The sequence below is a fragment of the Fructilactobacillus sp. X8R2C1 genome (assembly GCF_059900955.1).
This window is the reverse complement of sequence record NZ_JBWXVI010000004.1, coordinates 19,777-40,775: the sequence shown is the minus strand read 5'-3', so window position 1 is coordinate 40,775 and position 20,999 is coordinate 19,777. Positions and strand designations below refer to the sequence as shown.

The following is a 20,999-nucleotide window of genomic DNA, read 5'->3' as shown; positions in this document are numbered from 1 at the left end:
TCGCTTAGAATGTGCTTCTAAACAACCGTGGACTGATTTTAGCCTCTTTTTTTAAAAAAGCAATAGAAAAAACTGACTTTCGTAAAATAAATTAATTTAACCTGGGTCAGGGTGAAACCATCACGATTAAGTAGGAATAATTGCCGCCCTTCTGCTTTTGAATTATCATAAAATTAACTACTTCAAAGGAGTCTTAAAATGGTTAAATTCATTGAACGTGAACATAAATTTTCACCAGCCGATTCTGACTTCGTGGACCGCAAGTTCATCGATGTGGCCTATGCGGAAGGCAAACGACACAAACTTGACGTTTACCTCCCAAACGAAAAGCGGGACCGTTATCCGGTCATCATTGATGTGCATGGCGGTGGGATGTACTTTGGACAGAAGAGTTCATTTAAATTAAACGGTGCTTTGGAACTGTTAAAGCGCGGTTACGCGGTTGTCAGCCCCAATTATTCGCTTAGTTACATGAAACCATTTCCCACCGCAATCTACGAATTAAAAGCCGTGGTGCGCTTCGTGAAAGCTCACGCTGATAGTTATCACTTTGATAGTAACGCAGTTTTCATGATGGGTGAATCATCAGGGGCTCAATTAGCGATGTTACTGGCAGCTTCTGAAGCCAGTGGCCACCTTGAAAGTGATTTTGGTAGTCATTTTGACTACTCGAGTCAGGTTGATGGCGTGATTTCTTCGTACGGATTGTACGAAATGGACCTTTTAAAGCCGGAGTTTGAGGCGCTCGGTCAAAAACCCAATTTTTATGAGACCGGTGACGCCGACTCTTTTGAGGGTGCCATGCTGGGATTTCACCGACCGATTGACGTTCCTGATTTAGTTGCCGAGGCCAATCCGGTGACGTACCTAAATGAAGCAATGGTTCCGGCACTTCTGTATGCGGGAACTGGTGATCGCGTTGTTCCTTACGTTCAGACGATTAACATGGCGGCTGAACTCATCAAGTTCATTGGCAAACCGAACGTTGAGGTTCACATTGTTGACGGCGTTCCCCATGGTCCGAGTGGTTTTATGAATGAGACCGTGTTTGACCAGAAGGATCAGTTCATGAGACGAGTTATGAAACAAGACAAAAAGGCATCCTAGTGGGATGCCTTTTTGTTAATTAATGAAAGAAATGGGCAATCGTTCCGTTTTGAACTAAAACGGAGACTCCCAAAAGGATGTACACGATTGATGACAGGTAACGGCCGTATTTTCCTAACAGCTTCTTGATGTGTTGGTTGTCCTCAATGAGGATGGCACAAAAGAAAAAAATGACCGCCATGATGAGCATGGTGATTAGGGCCACCAGTAATTCTAGATTAGTCTTTCGGATGAAGATGGGGATGAAGACGGCAACGTTATCAGCACCACACGCGGTGATGGTAATCGCCACGACTTTCATCACAGTTTTGAATTGCGATCCATTACTGGTACTGATGTCACTACTAGAGTGGGGTTTGGGTGGAAATAACTCCTTAATTCCAAATAAAATGGGGAAGATCCCAAGAAGGCCGAGAATCCACATCTGGGGAACAGCCCCGAGAATCCGTGCAATCGCCATCGGTAGGGTAGTTAATCCTACCGTTCCAATTAAGTCACCAGTTAGGACCAACTTTGGGCTCTTATAAGCTCCTAACAAGAGGACCAAGACGAGTAAGTAATCCAGATTGGTTGAAAAATAAGCCACGATTGAGCTGAAAATAATTTCGATCATTAATTCACTCCCTAAAATGCTCGAACGGCAATGACGATGCCATCGGCGACGAAGAACAAGGCCAATAAGATGACCATTTCTGAGGTGGAGACAAATGACAGAATGGTGAGGGCCACTGAAACGATGATGCCCAACATCCCGAGGCCAATCACGACTGCGTGGTACCACTTCCGAACTTTAGGAATGAATCTGACCGTTAAAAGTTCGGTGAGGGAGTCCACGATTATCCAGGCAAATATTAAGATCAGGACCACGTGAAAGTTCAAGAATTGATGAAAAAACAAGATGATACTGATTACGAGTTCAATCGTTCCCGTTACTATCAGGGTCTTATTAATCACATTGAAATAGTTGGACAACTCGTAGTACAGAACGTAGCGATAGATTCCGGCTAGTAGGGTTCCAAGTGCCATAATGGTGATTAAAGAGCCAATTGGTCGGATAAATAGGAGGAACGCAACAAATAAAAAGTAGAGTCCGACTACAAGTGAGAAGGAGTCGAAGCGTTTGTTTTTGGTGGTGAGCATGGGGGTGTTCTCCTTATTGATAGAATAAATCTGCAGAAAACTTGCAGAAAAGATGATGTAAAAACGTTGATTTGATAGTCTTTGGGTACTTAAGGGTGCTGAAAACCTGCAGAAAACATGAAGAAAACCTGCAGAAAAAATTAATGATTTTGCTTTATTTTCTCACAGTTTTTGGTCTGACCAACAATAAGTTAAACAGAATCATGGCAATTAAAATGATGAGTCCCATTGGTAAATACGTATTTTCACCCATGATACCAACGAGTGGCGAAACAATTCCACCCATGGCGTTTTGCGTTAGACCCACGAGAGCAGAGGCACTACCGGCGTTCTTACTGGCAGCGTTCATGGCGACGGTCGTGGATAACGTCAGCATGGCACCGATAAAGATGAGAATGATGAAGACTAGGATAATAACCACTAACAGGTTTTTAAACCAGGTGGCACTGAGAATTAGGATAAAACTAGTGATGATGGTGGCCTTAATGAACCATTTTAATAGGGTGATGGAGTCGGTTTTCATTACCAAACGACCCGGCAACGCACTACCAATCCCAATGGCAATTCCGTTTATGGCGTATAAGAAGCTAAATTCGGTGACTGACATGTGGAACTGATTCTGAAAGACAAAGGAAGAGGAAGAGATGTAGCTAAATAGCGACCCGTAAACCAGTCCGGTTGCGAGCACAAGGCGGAGAAATTTAGGGTCCTTTAGTAGGTAAAACATCTGCACTTCGGATTGAAAAAGAGAACCGGTGCTGCGGTTTTCGGGCGTCAAAGTTTCAGGGATGCCAAAGAGGCACATGAAAATGATGACGATTCCGATCACCCCTAAGATGAGGAAGATTCCCTGCCAGTCGGTAATTTTGATGATTAAACCACCAAAGATGGGAGCAATAATGGGGAAGATGCCGTTAACAGCGGTTAATAGTGAATAGAAACGAGTCAGAATTTTTCCTGAAAACATGTCACGAGCGACGGCTCTAGAAATGACCTGACCGGTTGCTCCAGCGATTCCCTGAACCAGTCGCAAACTAATGAGCGCGTAAACGTTGGGAATGAACGCAATCATCGCAGATGAGACACTAAATAGGACAAAACCGATGATTAGTAGTGGTTTTCTACCATAATGGTCACTTAAGGGGCCGATGATGACTTGTCCAACCGCCAGGCCAATCAGACAAGCAGTGATGCTTAGTTGCATCATGGAGGCGTTGGTGTGAAACGTTGCCATCATCTGTGGGAGCGCTGGCATGTATAGGTCCATTGAGAGTGGACCAGTTGCGCTAACGATCCCAAGTAAGACCGCTAACCAAATGACATAACTTTTCTTTGTTTCCATTTTTTCATCCCTAGTAAAAAATTTGCGATCAATGACGCACTAATTGCTATTATAAGGTATACTTACTAAATATATAAAGGAAATTTTCGGGATGGAGTTCATCCCTGACAAATCATTAGTGATAGAATAAAATTATACATAATGATTGAGGAGAATCTGAAATGAAATTTTTTAAGAGCGTCATGAGTTGGGTGATTCCGATTGTGATTGGACTGATCCTAGCCTTAATAATCAGACAATATCTATTTACGCTGGCCAAGGTTGATGGACCATCGATGCAGCCGAACCTTGAAAATGGAGAACGGATCATGGTCTTCAGACAGGCGAAGATTAAGCATCGAAGTGTCGTTGTATTTAATGCGGCAGGGGAGGATCCCACTGCTGCCCCAAACACCGACTACGTTAAGCGGGTGATTGGACTTCCTGGTGATACTGTTGCCTTTAAGGGTGGCATTATCTACGTTAACAACAAGAAGGTTAACCAGGATTACATCAGTAAGAGTCAGCAGCAACAGGGAACTTACTACAACCGGATGCCTGGTGACTGGGATCTAACTAGTTTATCCAAGAACTGGCCTAAGAATAAGGGCGTTGTAAAGGTGCCAAAGGGAGAGTACTTCGTTTTAGGTGACCACCGGAGCGTCTCAAACGATAGCCGTTACTGGGGCTTTGTTCCAAAGAAGAAGGTCGTTGGGGTTGTCAAGACCTTCCCATGGAGTACCACCAAGCAAAAGCGGTATAATATTAATGAATTAGGATATTAAATCAATAAAAGCTCTTCATATTTATGATGAGCTTTTTATTTAAATTAATTTTTGGGGGATTATATGAAGGGATTGATGAAGAGGCTTTTATTTGTGATGTGTCTGCTTTTTGTTGGATTGGTCGTCATTTTTTACCTTTTAGAATTTATGAAATCAAATCAAAATGAGACCCAATCATCAAAACAAGCACACGCCTATCAGGTAGTTGACAACAAGGATTACTCACGGGGCTATTATCCATACGAATCGGCCTATAAACCAAATGAGAACTATCCGAATACTTTACATACGATTCGGGGTGACGGTCATTCTGACTTTGTTACCCAATACTTTTTACCTACTTATACCAGTAGACACGCGCGTTTGAACGACCGCAATCACCGGCTGATGCGTAATCCACAGAGTGTGGTGCTACACGGACAGTATGCGTACGTTATGTACACCTTCTACGGTGGCTCCAACACCGGGTTCGTAGTGCGCTATGATTTAAAAAAGCTAAACGAACTGGGATTTGACTTGCCAGGCTACATGGGGAAGTTTCGTCATAGTAAGACCGAATTGGCCGCCATCAAGGTTGGGCCCGTCTTTCACACGGGGCACGGGCAGTCGATGGCCTATAACCCTAAGAATAAACAGATGTGGTTTATCAAACAGAATGGGTTTAAGCCGGTTGTCCAACGTCTGAACATGGAGACTTTAAAGCCAGAACAAAAAGTCAGAGCACAGGTTCAGTCGACCATTCCTGGTAAGGTTCCAATGGGAATGGTCCTCGCCTTTGATAAAACCGGTCGGGCGTATTTTTACAGCATTACTCATCACGGCATCGCTCCAAGGGGAGCCGTCAAGATTTATCGCGGTCAGATTAACGAACGGGGAGCTAAGTTCAAACTAATTCCGCAGTTAATCCGACACGCTCCTGGGATTGTGCCTCAGTCACTGGCGTATAACGGTCAGAATAATAACCTTTACCTCGTTTCTAATGGTGGGGTCATGCGAATTCCGGTCAATAAGTTAGGCCACTTAAAGACCAGCGACATCCGGACGACTATTACCGACGGTCACCGCGAGTTTGAGGGACTGTCGTTTGAAAACGGGAAGGGCATGCTACTGGTAAACCGAGGTCCCGAACTGATGCGGATGACGAATCCTAATTTTTAGTCCCTTCGCTTGTAAAACGATTAGTTGAGACTTAGAATTACAATTAACTAATTAATCGAAAGAAAGGACAAAAATAATGACAGAATTTAACCACCCAATTACACCAGATGACGTTGATCAAATGCAGGCCGATCTGGAAGTGCAACCAAAAAATGAAGTGATCTCACGGGCCATCATGACCAACGGGATTGATAAGGCTTCAGAGGACCCTAAGACGGCGGTGCGTCTGAACCGCACCTTCTCAATCGACATTGATACGGGAACGGTTTCTAATCAGAAACATAGTGGCCGTTGCTGGCTATTCTCATTGTTAAACACCTTGAGACATAAGTTTGCGGTCAAGTACAACAAGAAAGATTTTGAGTTATCCCAGAACTACCTGTTCTTCTGGGACAAGATTGAACGGGCGAATATGTTTTACGACCGGATGATTGCATTGGCCGATCGACCAACGAGTGACCGGGACGTTGACTTTTACTTGAGCATGCCGGGTGAAGACGGTGGCCAATGGGCAATGGCAGCGGCACTGGTCCAAAAGTACGGCGTTATGCCCAAAGAGGCTTTTCCAGAAACGGCCGTCACCGATGACACCACCGACTACGATGAGGTGATGGATCGAAAGTTACGTCACGACGGGATGGTCCTCAGAGACTTGGTTAATTCTGATGCCTCAGACGACGATATCAACCAAATGAAACAGAAGATGATGACAGAGGTCTACCGAATGACCGCCTATTCGTTTGGTGTTCCACCAAAGACTTTTGACCTTGAATATCGTGATGACGATAAGAAATATCATTTGGATCAGGGTTTGACTCCCAAACAGTTTTACGACAAGTACATCGGCGTTGACTTAAACGATTATGTCGTTTTAACCAACTCACCTGACAAGAAAATGGATGAGATGTATTCCCTTCCAAGTCAGAACAACGTTGAGGGTGGCATGCCAATTGAGTTCTTGAACGCTCCAATGGACGAACTGAAGGAAGCCGCCATTAAGCAACTTAAAGATGGCGAGACTGTTTGGTTTGGAAATGATGTTTTGCATCAAATGAACCGACAAAAGGGTTACTTGGATAGCAAACTCTACCGTCAATCTGCCTTATTTGATGTAAACATGACCATGACCAAGGCTGAACGCCTCAAGTACCACGAAGCTGAAGTTTCCCACGCCATGACATTGACCGGTGTTGATTTAATCAACGACGTTCCAACGAAATGGAAAGTTGAAAACAGTTGGGGCAAAAAGGTGGGAGACGACGGCTACTTCGCAATGACCGACGAATGGATGCAGGATTTCGTTTACGAAGTGGTTGTTAAGAAGAGTTATCTAAAGCACACCCAAAAAGAGGTTCTGAAGAAAGCTCCAATCAAGTTGGATCCATGGGATTCATTACAATAAAAATTGATTTAATACCCTCCCGATGTGGAGGGTGTTTTTTATGGATTATTTTATTCCATATGATAATATATAATTATAAAAAAGCAGTCGCATTGATATACAGCTGCCAGTACAATGGCTTCATACTTTAATGAATCATTATTGGGATGCATAGCTAGGACAGTTATTGATCACAAAATGTTATTGGTAAAAACACGTAAATATTCCATTTTTGGTTTTAACGTAAGTTCGTTTCACAGTAGGTTACCTATTTTTTTAGATTTACATTCGTTGTTTTGACATGAAAAAAGTGTTTGTGACATTATACACTATTACAATCCATTTAACAGCGGGTTAAAATTCCAAAACACCGCTACTAAGCGGTAGACATCGATTTATATTGCTTGTATAATTTGCATCAATAATTATTAAACAAGCAGTAGAATAGGTGGGAGAGTAAGATGAAGTGGTTTTTGAAAATTGGATTGTACGTCGTTGAATTTATGATATTTGGATCGTTATCTTTGGTACTCGTAAGCCTTCCCATCGATTACTTTCCAATGCTAATACTGCTTTTCTCCAGTTTGGCATTCTTGTTAATCATCAATCAACGTGTTCAGAGTACAATTAATCATCATTATCGATATAAATGAAACATAAAAAAGTGTTCCGTAGTTGTGAGCGATGTTTACTAATCGCCAACTATGAAACACTTTTATTTTTTCAAAAACAATTGATAGACTAAGATTGCGATGACTATGGCGGCAAAGACCACGGTTGCGACCTGCGGATTGGCAATCAAGGCGTTGACTAATCGATGAAGAATCGAGAAACTGTGCACACCATGTAGTCCGAGGACAAAGTAAGAATTCATTTTCATCACCTGCTATTTCATGCGAAGTACATATTATTTTAATCCATCGTTAGCAAAAAAGTAAGCAAAGTCTTTTAAAATTATGTATTATAGACGTATAAAACCTAGGAGGATCTACAATGGCAATTGATTGGATGTTAATTTGGCACATTATCGTCATCGGTAATGCGATTTTTGCGATTATTACCGTGTTCAGGCAACCACGAGACATCGCCGCAACGTGGGCATGGCTTTTAGTACTGGTATTTCTACCATTACTAGGTTTCATTATCTACGCTTTCTTTGGGAGAAAACTACCTAAGAGTAAGTTCTTCCGGTTAAAGGGTAGCGTGAAAAAACACGTGAGACATGAACTTAGTGAAGAAAAAGCAATGCTTAAAAAGCCGAAAGATGCTGACACACCATCGAAACAGATTGCGTGGGAGTCGGCTAACATGGTTCGCATGTTTATGAATTCTGATACCTCGCCACTCTATGACAACAACAAGATTGATGTTTTCACTAATGGTGATAAGTTGATGGATCAGATGTTTTCTGACATTAAGAACGCGAAAAGTTCCATTAACCTTGAGTTCTACACTTTTTATGCTGATAAAATTGGGAAAAAGGTCTTAGCGGCATTGGTTGAGAAGGCCAAAGAGGGCGTTGACGTCCGGGTCATCTATGATTCATGGGGTTCGATGGGAACCACGCAGAAGTTCTTTAAACCGCTGTTTGAAGCGGGTGGCCATGCTTACCCATTTCTACACACCCATTCTAATTTCTTTGATTTTCGGGTTAACTTTCGAGATCACCACAAGATTTTAGTGATCGATGGTGAGCATGCTTACGTCGGTGGCTTTAACATCGGCGACCAGTACATGGGTTGGAGTAAGAAGTTTGGCAATTGGCAAGACTGTTCAATTCGAATTCACGGAAACGCCATTTATGGACTCCAGTCCCAGTTTATTTTGGATTGGAACGCCACTGATGGGAAACTCCAAATTAATCCCAACAACCCAGAAATGATCAAGAAGTACTATCCAATCATTCATACCGACGGTGAAGCGGTCATGCAGATTGTTTCCAGTGGCCCTGATACCAGTATGGAACAGATTAAGATTGGCTACATTAAGATGATTGAAATGGCCAAACACAAGGTCCAGATTACTACGCCATATTTAATCCCTGACCCATCGGTCTTAGACGCCCTGAAGATTGCGTCCATGTCGGGAGTGGACGTCCAAATCATTGTGCCAGACATGCCAGATCATCCGTTCGTATACCGGGCCACCCAGTACTATGCACGTCAGTTAACCAAACTGGGGGTCAAAGTTTACTACTACAATAACGGCTTTATGCACGCTAAAACGGTGGTAGTTGATGATAAAATTGTCTCAGTTGGGTCAGCTAACATGGATTATCGTAGTTTTAAACTAAACTTCGAAATTAATTCGTTTACCTATGATGAAGCATTTGGAAAACAAATGGGAGCAATTTTTGAAGAGGACTTGAAGAATAGTACCCTTCAAACAACAAAGATGTTTGAATCAGAGTCATGGTGGTTAAACTTCAAGCAGCACTTTAGCCGTTTGTTAGCCCCAATTCTCTAACGTTCAAATTTAAAAATAAAGAAGAGCCTAGATCAAACGATCTAGACTCTTCTTTATTAAAAAGGATGAATTATTTAAGTTCATTCTTAGTTTGATTTATTTTTCAGGATCAGTGGCAACCAGTGCACCTGCCAGGTTATGCATATCTGGTTCTTGAGCAGTAACGATCAATTGTTGATTGACGAATGCCATTTGTCCAATGTCACTCATTTCTCTCCCGTAGCCAGAGCCTTTCACACCACCGAATGGTAAGGCTGGAAGGGAAGCAAGGAAGTTGTTGACAAAAACCATCCCGGTTTCAATTTGGTCGGCAACCTTGGCGCCGTGTTGGGGATCGCCAGAGAAGACGATTCCACCTAGTCCATAAGGGTTGTCGTTTGCAAGGTCAATGGCTTCTTGTTCACTGTGGGCCTTGTAGACCGAAGCAACTGGACCAAAGAATTCAGTGGTGTAACCAGGGTTAGACTTGTCGATGTCGGTAAGAATGGTTGGCATGAAGAATTGGCCTGGGAGATCAACTGGTTCATTGCCATAGACTACCTTAGCGCCGGCTTTAATGGTGGCATCAACTTGGGATTGAAGTTTGTCCTTAGCTTTCTTGGAATTCATTGGAGCAAGCGTTGTGGATGGGTCCATTGGATCGCCCATTTTAACTTTGCTGAAGTCTTCCTTTAATTTCTCAACAAACTTGTCGTAGACGTTGTCCATGACGATGAAACGTTTGTCAGAGCAGCAGACCTGACCGTCGTTATAGAGACGAACCCGCCAAGCAATGTCTTCCGCTTTGTCTAAATCAGCGTCATCTAAAATCAGGAATGGATCCATTCCACCCAGTTCCATTGAGTTTTTCTTGAGGTTTTTACCAGCGGCCTCAGCAACGGATGAGCCACCTCGTTCGGAGCCAGTTAGTGCTACTCCTTGAACCCGTTTGTCTTCGATGGCTTTTGTGACCTGGCCGTATGATAGGAACATATTGGTTAAAGCGCCCTTTGGTGCCCCAGCCTTTCTGATAACGTCCGCAAATGATTGAGCTGAGTCTGGGATGTTGGATGCATCCTTTAAAATCATTGGGTTTCCGACCATAAAGTTGGGAGCGAAGACTCGCATAATTTGGTAGTAAGGGAAGTTCCAGGGTTCAACCATGACTAACGTTCCAAGGGCATGATAATGAACCTCGGCCTCACCAGTTACAATTGATGAAATGGCCTTTGGTTGAAGTAATTCTTCACTATGGTCGGCGAACCAATCAGCAATGATGGCACAAAGTTCAACTTCACCTTGAGATTCGCGGAACAACTTGCCCATTTCAATGGTAGCGGTCTTAGCTAGATCGTCCTTGTTGTCACGCAAAGCCTTGGCAACGTTGTGAAGGATTTTAGCTCGTTTTTTAATGTCTTGTTTTTTCGTTTTTTGATAAAGCGCTTCGTCAGTTTTAAGCACCTGCTCTAATTCTGCGTCGGTAGCGTTTGGATAAGTCTTAATTGTTTCGTTGTTAAATGGATTTACAGTCTCATATGCCATAATAACTCTCCCTTATTATAAATAAACTTGAATTAAACTTTAGTGACCAAATAACTATGAGAATCAGTTAGCTAACTCGGATCTCACCTTGAGTATAATCCATTCGGAAGCGGTTACAATGAAATTGGCTTAATTGTTTTGAAAAAATTATTTACCTATATATTTACGAAAAAGATACAAAAATCTTGCAAGTGGGAAAAGAACAAAAAATAAATATATACTTGATAAGGGGAGAATATAATGAATAAGTTAGAAAAGTATGTATTAGATAGAGATAAAAAAGAACCCAGCTTTAAGAGTGGGGTTCAAAAAGAAGAAGGCAAATTAGAAGGTGCTGTTTCAGTTATGAAAGCACGGAAAGATGCGGGATATTCTCAAAGAGAATTTGCTAAAAAGGCTAGAATTCCTCAGTCAACTGTTAACCGCGTTGAAAAGGGGTGATAACGTTAGTGTAAAGACGCTTTCAAAAATTGCGACGGCGTTAGGTAAAAAACTTAGTATTACTATTTCTTAAAAAAGCCCCAAAATGAACTTTCAAATTCATTTTGGGACTTTTTGTTATTTAATGTTTAGTATCCACAAGAAGACTAGGAAGATAATTGCTAACGAGTACATCATCCAACCGACTTCTTTACCACGTTTAGCGGCAATCATGGTAATTGGGTAGGCGATGAAACCAAGTGCAATTCCGTCAGAGATACTGTACGTTAGTGGCATTCCAATTGCAATCAGAAAGGCTGGGGCTGCCACTTCAAACTTGTTCCAATGAATGTTACCAAGTGACTTGGCCATCAAGATTCCAACGATAATCAGTGCGGGAGCTGTCACCTGACTAGTAATAACGGTCAATAGTGGCGAGAAGAACATTGCTAACAAGAACAGAATTCCGGTCACAATTACCGTAAATCCAGAACGACCACCAACCGCAATGCCGGCTGATGATTCCACGTAGGCACCCATTGGCGAAGTTCCAAGAAGTGAACCAACCAGCATGGTAACCGAGTCGGCACCTAAAGCACGGCCGATTCGTGGAATTTTATTGTTTTTCATGTAACCAGCCTGTTCGGCTAATCCAACTAACGTTCCGGCGGTATCAAAGAAGGTTACCAAAAGGAACGTCAACACGACGACAATTAACTGGGGCGTGTTGATCTTGTCAACATTGAATAGTCCTACTAGGAAAGTGGACTTAATGCTGGGAACTGCCGAGACGATTCCGGTAGGCATTTTGATTAATCCGAAAAGGACTCCAATTACGGCTGAAGCAACCATCCCAATGAAGATTGAGGCTGGAACGTTAGCGGCCATCAAGAACAAGGTGATGACTAAGCCGGCAACCGTCAGTAAAGTAAGAGGGTTACTGAACGAACCAAGACCCACCAAAGTGGACTTGTTAGCAACCACAAGCCCACCATTGTTTAATCCTAAAAAGGCAATGAACAGGCCAATCCCACCAGCAATGGCTGACTTTAAGTCAGATGGAATCGAATCAATGATTTTTTCTCGCAACTTGAGCAAGGTCAAGATGACGAAAAGAATGGAGGCAACAAACACGCCGGCTAGTGCGGTCTGCCATGGAATCTTCATCCCAATACATACGGAGTACGCAAAGAAGGCGTTGAGCCCCAGACTGGCGGATAGTTTGCGATGATTCCCATTAGGAAACAGCCAAAGGCAGAGGCGAGGGCCGTTGCCGTAAAGACGGCACCTTTATCCATTCCTGCGGCACCCAAAACATTCGGGTTTACGAATAAAATGTACACCATGGAAACAAAAGTCGTAACTCCCGCAACCGTTTCACGGGTGAAGTTAGTTCCTAATTCCTGAAAGTGAAAAAACGAGGCAATTCGATTAGCCATTTCCACAACTCCTATCAAATTAATATTCGGTTTTTCAAAAACGAATTACGATAATAGGATAACACAAAGTTAAAATGTGTCAAATCACGAACGATACTAATTACAAGGCAAAAATCGTGCATTAACGTCCGTTGACATGTTTGTTAGAATTAGAGTATGAATGGAGTTTTAGAGATGAAGAAGATTTTATTATTAGGAAATACTCCGGCCGAACAAATGGTCTTTAACTACTTTAATAGAAGTAATAAATTTCAGGTTTTTGAGATTACCGCGGGCGATTTTACTAAGGAACGGACGTATCGGGGACACTTAAAGGATGTTGATATCGTGGTTTCTTTTCTGGGACCGATGGACGTTGATTTGGACATGGAAGCGTTGTTTTCCGTGATTTATTCGCACCGCCTTCAACTAGAACGAGTTATTTTTCTTTCGGTAGCAGGCATTGACAAAGAAGTTGACGGAAAACTTGATTATCCGGGAGTCGATGACGTCTCTGAATTTTTAAAGCAGCAACAGTATGCCATAAAAGTCATTGATGAATCGGAAATCCCCTACACTGTTTTTCGCTTGGTTAACGTAGTTAATACCAAACACAACGATGGTCATACGATTGAAGAAGGAAAGTCCGTTCCAGTTGGAGACGTTTCCCATGAAACGGTTGCACATTTTGTAATTGACGCAATCGTGAACGAGAAATTTATCAATCAGTCACAAGCACTCATTGAGGAGCGTTCAGAAAGGAAAGCATAATGGCACTACAATTTGTCTTAGGCAAAGCCAGTAACGACCATTTTAAAAAAGTGGTCGGAAATCTTGATCAGTCCATGCAGCAGCATCCACACGATGCATATTTTTATTTGGTACCGAACCATATTAAGTTTGAGTCCGAACTAGGGACGCTGAAACAATTGAATCATAAGCAGCAGAACACGTTTGCTGAGACACGGGTCCAGGTTTTTTCCTTTTCGCGATTGATGTGGTATTTTCTCGGCAACAGTAAGGAGTATCAACTACCTCGGCTTTCAAAAGATGCCATCAACATGATTATTTTTCAGATTATTGAAAATCAACAAGAGCAATTATCCGTATTTAAGGGTGAAGGAGCCCAACCAGGTTTTATTTCGCAGGTGGCTGATCAGATTAACGAACTGCAGCAGGGCAAGATTGACCCCGATACGTTGGATAAGATTGCTGATCTTGATCCTGGAACGATTAATCCCGAATTACAGGGAAAACTGAAAGACATTAGCGTGATTTATCGCGAATTCTTGAAAAAAACGGACGGAAAATACGTCTATAGTTCACAGACTTTGACAATGTTAAACCAGTACCTACTAAACACCGACCTGTCCCAGATGCATTTTTACATCAGTGGTTTCTCCCAATTTTCTGCTTCGGAACTAGACATCGTCAAAACGTTGATTGATAAAGCCAAAGACATCACGATTGACCTCAACTTGGACCGTTCGTATCCAAATGAAATGCCCGATAACTCGGCCTTCTTTTTGCGTTCGGGAAGACTGTACAACCAGTTGTACCAGTACGCTAAGGCAAGCGGGGTCAAAATCATGACCGATCAGTACGCGGGCGACTGTCGTTGTAGTGATGGCATTAAGGAACTAGAGGACTACTGGATTTCAAGTAGCCAGGTCGGGACACCAATTTCGCCGAACACGAATGGCAACTCGGACCTCGAACTTTTTCGGGCTGATTCCAATTATGACGAGTTGATGAACATTGCGACCATGATTCGTCAGATGGTTGCCACGGGACGCTTTCGTTACTCCGATTTCATGGTGGTTACCAGACATTTGGACAAGTATCAAAACGTCATTGATCCCATTTTTCAGATGCAACAAATTCCGTATTTCGTGGACATTCAGAAACACATGGACAATCATCCCCTAGTGGAACTAATCGACGCGTTGTTTTCCATCTATCGTACCGATCGGAAACGGAATTACCGCTACGACGATGTGATGCGATTACTAAAGTCAGAATTACTACTGCCAAGGGATCAAGACGGAAAGCCGATGAACATTGATCGTTACCGTCGCTGTCTTTCGTTGTGTGAAAATTTAGTCCTAAAAAATGGCTACGAGGGGAAATGTTGGACTCAGGACGAAGACTGGGAGTACGCCACTGTTTCTGACAACGATACGGGCATTGTGTCAAATCGAAATAAGGAAATCTCCACTGACATCAACGTCATTCGCCACTTTGTAAAAGAAACGTTACCACCATTTTATAAGAAAATGGCGAAGGCCAAGACGGGGAAAGATGCTGCCAACCTGCTGTACCAATTTTTGGATGAAAATGGTGTAATTAATGAACTAAAACACTGGCAGGATCATGCCACTGAACGTGGTGACCTACAGGAAGCTGGTCAGTCGGAACAAGTTTGGAACACACTGTGCGGTTTACTGGACGACTTTGTTACTTTTTTGGGTGATCATCCCTTTGAGATGGACACCTTCCTGGACCTCTTAAAGGCTGGTTTTGAAGGGGCTTCGTACTCCCAGATTCCATCAACCTTGGATCAGGTCACGATTTCTGAAACCGGACTAGTCCAATTGAACGATAAAAAAGTGACCTTTGTGATGGGGGCTGACGACAATAGCATGCCGGCCACGATTGAAAACAATAGTCTTTTTAACGACGCTGATCGTGACCAGATGAATGATCACTTTACTGATGACCAGTATTTAAATGACAACAGTGAGACCCAGATGGTCAACGAACCCTACTTAAATTATTTAGCCTTCATGACTCCATCTGATAAATTGGTCTTTTCATACAACTTGGGTGGCGGAAAGGAAGACGTGACTCAGTCCATCTCACCGTACATCGCCAGAATTAGGGATCATTTTAACCTAAAAGAGCAACATGTAAGTGGGACGCCAGTATCTGATTCTAATGATGTTCGGCAGTTCATTGGTTCCAAGCGTGCCACCCTGAAGTTTTTGGTCAAGGCCGCACTCGATGCGAAGGTTAGTGGTAAAAAATTGAGTCCGGCTTGGAATCAGATTAAAGCGAACCTTGAAAATGACCCAACGATGCGGACCATCACGCAGAAGTTACTTGGCAGTCTGACGTATGAGAACGTGCCAGCTTCTTTGAAGCCACAAATTGTGACGGGTCTGTACGGGAACACGATTAATACCTCCATTTCTAAGCTAGAAGAATTCTACTATGATCCGTACGAATACTTTTTGAAGTATGGACTGCGACTAAGAGAACGAGACGAGTTTAACCTTGATCCCAGCAGTACGGGAACGTTCTACCACGAGTCTCTTGATGAACTGGTCAAGAAGATTAATGCCGAACACATTGACATTACTAAGTTAACCAACGAACAGATTAAAAACATGGTAACTGAAATCACTGATACCATTATTGAAAACGACCCGAACCTGCAGTACGAAATCCTGAAGAGTTCCAACCGGATGGAGTACATTGCTAAGCAGTTAGTTCAAACCGTGATCCAGATGGCGACGGCACTTAGAGACCAGTCCCATTATATCAAGATGCGGCCGAAAAACACCGAGGTCATCTTTGGTGAACCCGGAAAACCGAATGGCATTGACGGTCTGAACTTTGATTTAGGCAGTCAACACTCGGTGAACGTGCGGGGTCGAATTGATCGGATTGACCAGATGTTCATTGATGGGACCGAGTATCTCGGGGTGGTCGACTATAAATCCGGTGAAAAGAAGATTGATTTGTCGGAAGCCTATGACGGAACGCGGATGCAGATGATGACCTACCTTGATGCAGTGCTACGAAATCAGGACAAGCTATCTACTACTGACAAGGTGAAGTTAGCGGGAGCGCTTTACATGCACATCTTTGACCCGATTTTGAAGCCGCAGGACGTCAAGAATTTTGATGATCCGAAGCAGCTGGAAGCTGCATTGATGAAGGCTCATAAGTACACGGGCCTCTTGGTTAATAACGACGGTATGTTAAAAGACATGGTCAATAACGTTGACGATGCCGGTAATATTTATCCATATCAGTTTACCAGTAAGGGTGATTTATACAGTAATGCGGTCAAGACCAGTATTGTTGAACCACGTGACTTGGACCTTCTACTGAAACGGACTGAGGATCGGATTAAGAATGCTGGTAAGCAGATTTTTGCCGGAAACATTAAGTTGGAACCGTCTCAGTATAAAGACCAATCCAAGATTATTTATTCTCCCTATAAACCGGTGATGCAGTTTGACCCATTATTAACTGAAAATAACTATCGAATTGTAAAAGACATGGGAAACAACAAGGACGTGATTGATTTCTTAAGAAAGGAGGCACGTGATAATGGCGAACAATAGTATGAATTTTACCCCCGAACAAGAAAAAGCTATTACGGAAAAGTTCCCGGGGAATGCGCTAGTGTCGGCCTCGGCTGGCTCGGGAAAAACCCGAGTGCTGGTTCAACGAGTCCTAAATAAGGTCGAACACGGCATTGACGTCGACCATCTATTAATTGTGACGTTCACGAAGGCCGCCGCTAAGGAAATGCAGGACCGCATTAAAAAGGGTCTCCAGGATCAAATTAATCAGACCAGTGACAATGCGCAAAAACGAAACTTGGTCAAGCAAATTCGGAAGTTGTCAGTGGCCCACATTTCAACGATGGATGCTTTTTGTCAGTGGTTGGTCCAGAAGTACTACTACGCCATTGACCTAGATCCCAACTTTCGGATTTTGGCCGACCGAACGGAGCTGGAGATGCTAAGGGATTCCGTCTGGGAAGACGTGCGTGAAGACCTGTATGGAGACGATGAGGATGGGTCATTTGCCAGATTAACCCGCAATTTTTCAAGTGATCGGGGTGACGACGGCTTAACCGACGTGGTTCTGGGACTTTATGATTTCGCAAACGTTGATCGAGATCCAGCGGCGTGGTTAGATAAGCTTTCAGGCTTGTACCAGATGGACGGTAGTATCACTCGGAGTGCGTTTTACCAGAAGTACCTCCTCCCAGAACTTCAAAACAAAATGAAGCAGACCCTTAGTTTACTTGAACAGTCCCGTCAGGAATTTTTAAACGGTGCCATGTCTGATCGGGCCGATTTGGTTGAATCTGACATTAAAAAGTTGAATCAGATTTACGATCGGTTGAAAACAGCGGACTGGGATGCCCTCTATGATGTATTTCATGATTTTAAACTGGGAACCATGTCTCGAAAAAAGGTGGATGATTCTCAAAAAGAATTCAAGAAACGAGCCATGGAACTGCGTAAAAATGCTGATGATACGATCAAAAAGAATCTTACCAATCGCTACTTTTTTGCCAAACAAGCTGACAATTTGGATGTGATTCATCATTCCGAAACCATCGTTAACAAGTTAGTGGACGTCGTTAAGACGTTTTCGACGCGTTATGCTGAGGTCAAAAAACAAAAGCACGCCTACGAATTTATTGATATTGAGCACTTTGCGTTAAACATTTTGACGGGGAAGGGCAAGGACAGTCCTGAAATTCAACATCAGTTTCAGAACTATTTTAATGAAATCATGGTTGATGAGTATCAGGATAATAATCGTCTTCAAGACGCCATTTTAAACGCCATGAAGAATCCGAAACATGAGAACATGTTTATGGTAGGAGACGTCAAGCAGTCGATTTATCGTTTCCGGTTGGCCGATCCCGGGATGTTTCTGGAAAAACTAGACGATTATCAAGAATCCGATAATCCGGATACGGCGGTCGTTTTGGCCGATAATTTCCGTTCGGCCAAAAACGTCGATGACTTTACCAACTTAGTCTTTTCTCAAATCATGGACCGAGGTCTTGGTGAAATGAACTATACCGGCAACGCCAAGTTGAAGTACGGAGCCACTTACTACGGTGATGACGTTAAATCAAACGCCAATATCATGATGTACGTTGATGATTCAGACCATGATGACGATGATCTGACCCTTGAACCAGACAATAGTTCTGAAGGTCAGGTCAAAATGGTGGCCGATCAAATTCAAGATTTAATGAAAAAGAAGATGCAAATCTACGACAAGACCACGCACGAGATGCGTGACATTCGTTATGGTGATATTGCTATCTTGGAACCAACCCGGAAGAATAACTTAGATATTTCCAAAGAATTTGCCCAAAAACAGATCCCACTTTCAATTGATGGTGGCGAGAGCTACTTTAAAACCACTGAAGTTCAGATTATGATGTCACTCTTACAGATTATTGATAATCCCTACCAGGATATTCCGCTCGCGGCGGTCCTGCGTTCGCCAATCGTGGGAATGGATGAAAATGAGATGGCTTATCTGCGAATTAACCACAAGACCGGTGACTATTTCACGTCGCTTCTTGATTTCTACCACAACTATCCGACACAGGAACCAACCGAATTCGGGAATTTGGTTTCTAAAAAAGTGCAGTTGTTCTTGGATCAATTGAATGATTTTAAGGACTTTGCGACAAAACATGAACTTTCGGACTTGATCTGGCACATTTACAGTGTGACTGGTTTCTTGGACTACGTTGGTGGGATGCCAGCCGGAAAGAAGCGCCAGGCTAACCTGCACGCTTTGTACGAACGAGCCGCTGAATACGAAAAGAGTAGTTTTAAGGGTTTGTTTGCCTTCGTGCAGTTTGTGAAACGACTGCAGGACAAGGATGACGATTTAGCGGAGGCCCCTGCAGAAGTTGAGACCGACTCGGTCCACGTCATGACGATTCACGGTAGTAAAGGACTAGAATTTCCGGTGGTCTTTTTGATGGACGCTACCAAACAGTTCAATAACTCTGACAGCCGGGGAAACTACATTTTCAATAATAAATTGGGAATTGGGGTTAAATACTTAGACCAAAAAAAGCATGAACTGTTGCCCAGTTTGCAGTACGTGGCCATCAATGATTTAGAGTACAACAGTATGCTAGCCGAAGAGATGCGGCAGTTGTACGTTGCGCTGACGCGGGCTGAGCAGCAACTCTACATCACTGGGATTGTTAAGAACAAAAAGTCGGTCGAAGACGAGACCAAGAAGTGGGAGCGTGCCTATCAGAGTTCAGACTTGGTCTTAAATCATTCCACGAGAAGTAGTGCGAATAACTTTATGGACTGGATTGGGGCGGCCCTTGCTCGTCACCCAAACTACTATCAGAATCGGGGAAAAGTTGACGCCACCCACGTTTTGGCGAAGGATCCGACGAACTTTAAGGTCGAATTTGTGACGGCGAAGGATTTGAAGCAACCTGGGACGATCGAAACAAAGTCGGCCACAGAGGAACAGGAACTTCCAGCTGATCAAATTGATCAATCACAAATTAAGCAGATTATGGGGTTCAAATATCCATACAAAGCAGCTACTACCACCACGGCCTATCAGTCCGTTTCGGAAATCAAACGATTGTTTGATGATCCGGACAACATTCAGCTGGGAAGTGTTGCCGAAAGTCGCAATATGATTTTAAGACGAACGCGATACAATAACTCAACGTTTATGCAGCCGCAGTTCATGCAATCGGTCGGACAACCCAACTCGATGGAGATTGGAACGGCAACTCATCTGATTTTGCAGAAGATTAACGTCAAAGAACCAGTTAATCACGAGACGGTTTCAGAACTCTTGGCGCAGCTGATTAATGATAAGTTAATTACGCCGGAGGTTGCCAAAAAGGTCAACGTTGATTCGGTTGTCGAGTTTTATCAAAGTGACCTAGGCAAACTGATTAAGGATCATCCCGATCAACTTCATCGGGAAGTTCCGTTTTCACTGCTGGTTTCAGCCGACCAAATCTTCTCTGAATTTGAAAACGATTCAAAACAAAAGTTGTTGGTCCACGGAATTATTGATGGTTATCTTAATTTAGACGATGGACCCGTTCTGTTTGATTACAAGACCGATTTCGTTAATCCGAAGAAGCCGGATGAAAGTGTCAAGAAGATCATTGACCAGTATCGTGGTCAGGTAAATATCTATGGGATTGCTTTATCAGACATCTTGGGTAAACCAGTTAAAGACGAATATTTATACCTGCTATCAAATAATACTTTGCAGCGGGTTAGGGCTAAAAAATAAATAATAATAACGTCAGTCAAAAGTGATTGGCGTTTTTATTTTCGTAGAAAGCGAACAATATTAGCTAGCCAACTTAATTGATTCAAAGAAAAACGAATGATAAAATTTGTGGTAACTTAATGATTTACTTAATGTAATTTAGAATTTTCGTAATTGAGGAGGTGTTCGAATTATTCGTTGTGAAGGATTCTTTCAGTGGTATACTTGAAATAAGT

The 20,999-nt window shown here is 42.9% G+C and carries 14 protein-coding genes and 1 pseudogene; 9 read left to right on the top strand and 6 right to left on the bottom strand.

Going from position 1 to position 20,999, the window contains the following annotated elements; genetic code table 11:
* Positions 1-198 precede the first annotated feature (198 nt).
* Positions 199-1,107: an alpha/beta hydrolase fold domain-containing protein gene (locus AC6UD6_RS05075; RefSeq protein WP_500695902.1), complete on the top strand. Its 909-nt coding sequence runs from the start codon at positions 199-201 to the stop codon at positions 1,105-1,107.
* 19 nt (positions 1,108-1,126) lie between these two features.
* Here AC6UD6_RS05075 and AC6UD6_RS05070 read toward each other — a convergent pair whose 3' ends face one another.
* The 3 genes from AC6UD6_RS05070 to AC6UD6_RS05060 all read right to left on the bottom strand — a co-directional run bounded on the left by AC6UD6_RS05070 (position 1,127) and on the right by AC6UD6_RS05060 (position 3,589).
* Positions 1,127-1,720 (bottom strand): cadmium resistance transporter, encoded by a 594-nt coding sequence (locus AC6UD6_RS05070; protein ID WP_500695901.1) that lies wholly within the window; start codon positions 1,718-1,720, stop codon positions 1,127-1,129.
* Between the two features lie 11 nt (positions 1,721-1,731).
* On the bottom strand, positions 1,732-2,247 hold the full coding sequence (locus tag AC6UD6_RS05065) for a hypothetical protein (RefSeq protein ID WP_500695900.1): 516 nt from the start codon (positions 2,245-2,247) through the stop codon (positions 1,732-1,734).
* A gap of 154 nt (positions 2,248-2,401) precedes the next feature.
* Positions 2,402-3,589 carry a multidrug effflux MFS transporter gene (locus AC6UD6_RS05060; RefSeq protein WP_500695898.1) on the bottom strand — a complete coding sequence of 396 codons (1,188 nt, stop codon included), beginning with the start codon at positions 3,587-3,589 and terminating at the stop codon, positions 2,402-2,404.
* Positions 3,590-3,750: 161 nt separating this feature from the next.
* Here AC6UD6_RS05060 and lepB point away from each other — a divergent pair, with 161 nt between their 5' ends.
* From lepB to AC6UD6_RS05045, 3 genes are all read left to right on the top strand, one after another.
* On the top strand, positions 3,751-4,353 hold the full coding sequence (lepB, locus tag AC6UD6_RS05055; RefSeq protein WP_500695897.1) for a signal peptidase I: 603 nt from the start codon (positions 3,751-3,753) through the stop codon (positions 4,351-4,353).
* Positions 4,354-4,500: 147 nt separating this feature from the next.
* A complete protein-coding gene (locus AC6UD6_RS05050; RefSeq protein WP_500695896.1) occupies positions 4,501-5,511 on the top strand; it encodes a hypothetical protein in 1,011 nt (336 codons plus the stop codon).
* A 76-nt stretch (positions 5,512-5,587) separates the two neighbouring features.
* A complete protein-coding gene (locus AC6UD6_RS05045; protein ID WP_500695895.1) occupies positions 5,588-6,913 on the top strand; it encodes a C1 family peptidase in 1,326 nt (441 codons plus the stop codon).
* A 694-nt stretch (positions 6,914-7,607) separates the two neighbouring features.
* Here AC6UD6_RS05045 and AC6UD6_RS05040 read toward each other — a convergent pair.
* On the bottom strand, positions 7,608-7,772 hold the full coding sequence (locus AC6UD6_RS05040; RefSeq protein WP_500695894.1) for a hypothetical protein: 165 nt from the start codon (positions 7,770-7,772) through the stop codon (positions 7,608-7,610).
* Positions 7,773-7,885: 113 nt separating this feature from the next.
* Here AC6UD6_RS05040 and cls point away from each other — a divergent pair, with 113 nt between their 5' ends.
* Entirely contained in the window at positions 7,886-9,358 is a 1,473-nt protein-coding gene (gene cls / locus AC6UD6_RS05035) for a cardiolipin synthase (RefSeq protein ID WP_500695893.1), read from the top strand.
* Between the two features lie 96 nt (positions 9,359-9,454).
* On the opposite strand, the gene AC6UD6_RS05030 is transcribed toward cls, so the two are convergent.
* Positions 9,455-10,879: an NAD-dependent succinate-semialdehyde dehydrogenase gene (locus tag AC6UD6_RS05030; RefSeq protein ID WP_500695892.1), complete on the bottom strand. Its 1,425-nt coding sequence runs from the start codon at positions 10,877-10,879 to the stop codon at positions 9,455-9,457.
* Positions 10,880-11,119: 240 nt separating this feature from the next.
* Here AC6UD6_RS05030 and AC6UD6_RS05025 point away from each other — a divergent pair, with 240 nt between their 5' ends.
* Positions 11,120-11,320, top strand: coding sequence for a helix-turn-helix domain-containing protein (locus AC6UD6_RS05025; RefSeq protein ID WP_500695891.1), 201 nt, complete (start codon positions 11,120-11,122; stop codon positions 11,318-11,320).
* Between the two features lie 117 nt (positions 11,321-11,437).
* Here AC6UD6_RS05025 and AC6UD6_RS05020 read toward each other — a convergent pair.
* Positions 11,438-12,738 (bottom strand): annotated as a pseudogene (locus tag AC6UD6_RS05020) (NCS2 family permease).
* Positions 12,739-12,912: 174 nt separating this feature from the next.
* On the opposite strand from AC6UD6_RS05020, the gene AC6UD6_RS05015 reads away from it, so the two are divergent.
* The 3 genes from AC6UD6_RS05015 to addA are packed head-to-tail and all read left to right on the top strand — an operon-like array spanning position 12,913 to position 20,784.
* The gene (locus AC6UD6_RS05015; protein ID WP_500695890.1) at positions 12,913-13,488 is read left to right on the top strand and encodes an NAD(P)H-binding protein; all 576 of its coding nucleotides are present in this window, start codon (positions 12,913-12,915) and stop codon (positions 13,486-13,488) included.
* Positions 13,488-17,072 carry a PD-(D/E)XK nuclease family protein gene (locus tag AC6UD6_RS05010; protein ID WP_500695889.1) on the top strand — a complete coding sequence of 1,195 codons (3,585 nt, stop codon included), beginning with the start codon at positions 13,488-13,490 and terminating at the stop codon, positions 17,070-17,072. The genes AC6UD6_RS05015 and AC6UD6_RS05010 overlap by 1 nt, the downstream gene beginning before the upstream one ends.
* A complete protein-coding gene (gene addA / locus AC6UD6_RS05005; RefSeq protein ID WP_500695888.1) occupies positions 17,059-20,784 on the top strand; it encodes a helicase-exonuclease AddAB subunit AddA in 3,726 nt (1,241 codons plus the stop codon). The genes AC6UD6_RS05010 and addA overlap by 14 nt, the downstream gene beginning before the upstream one ends.
* Positions 20,785-20,999 lie beyond the last annotated feature (215 nt).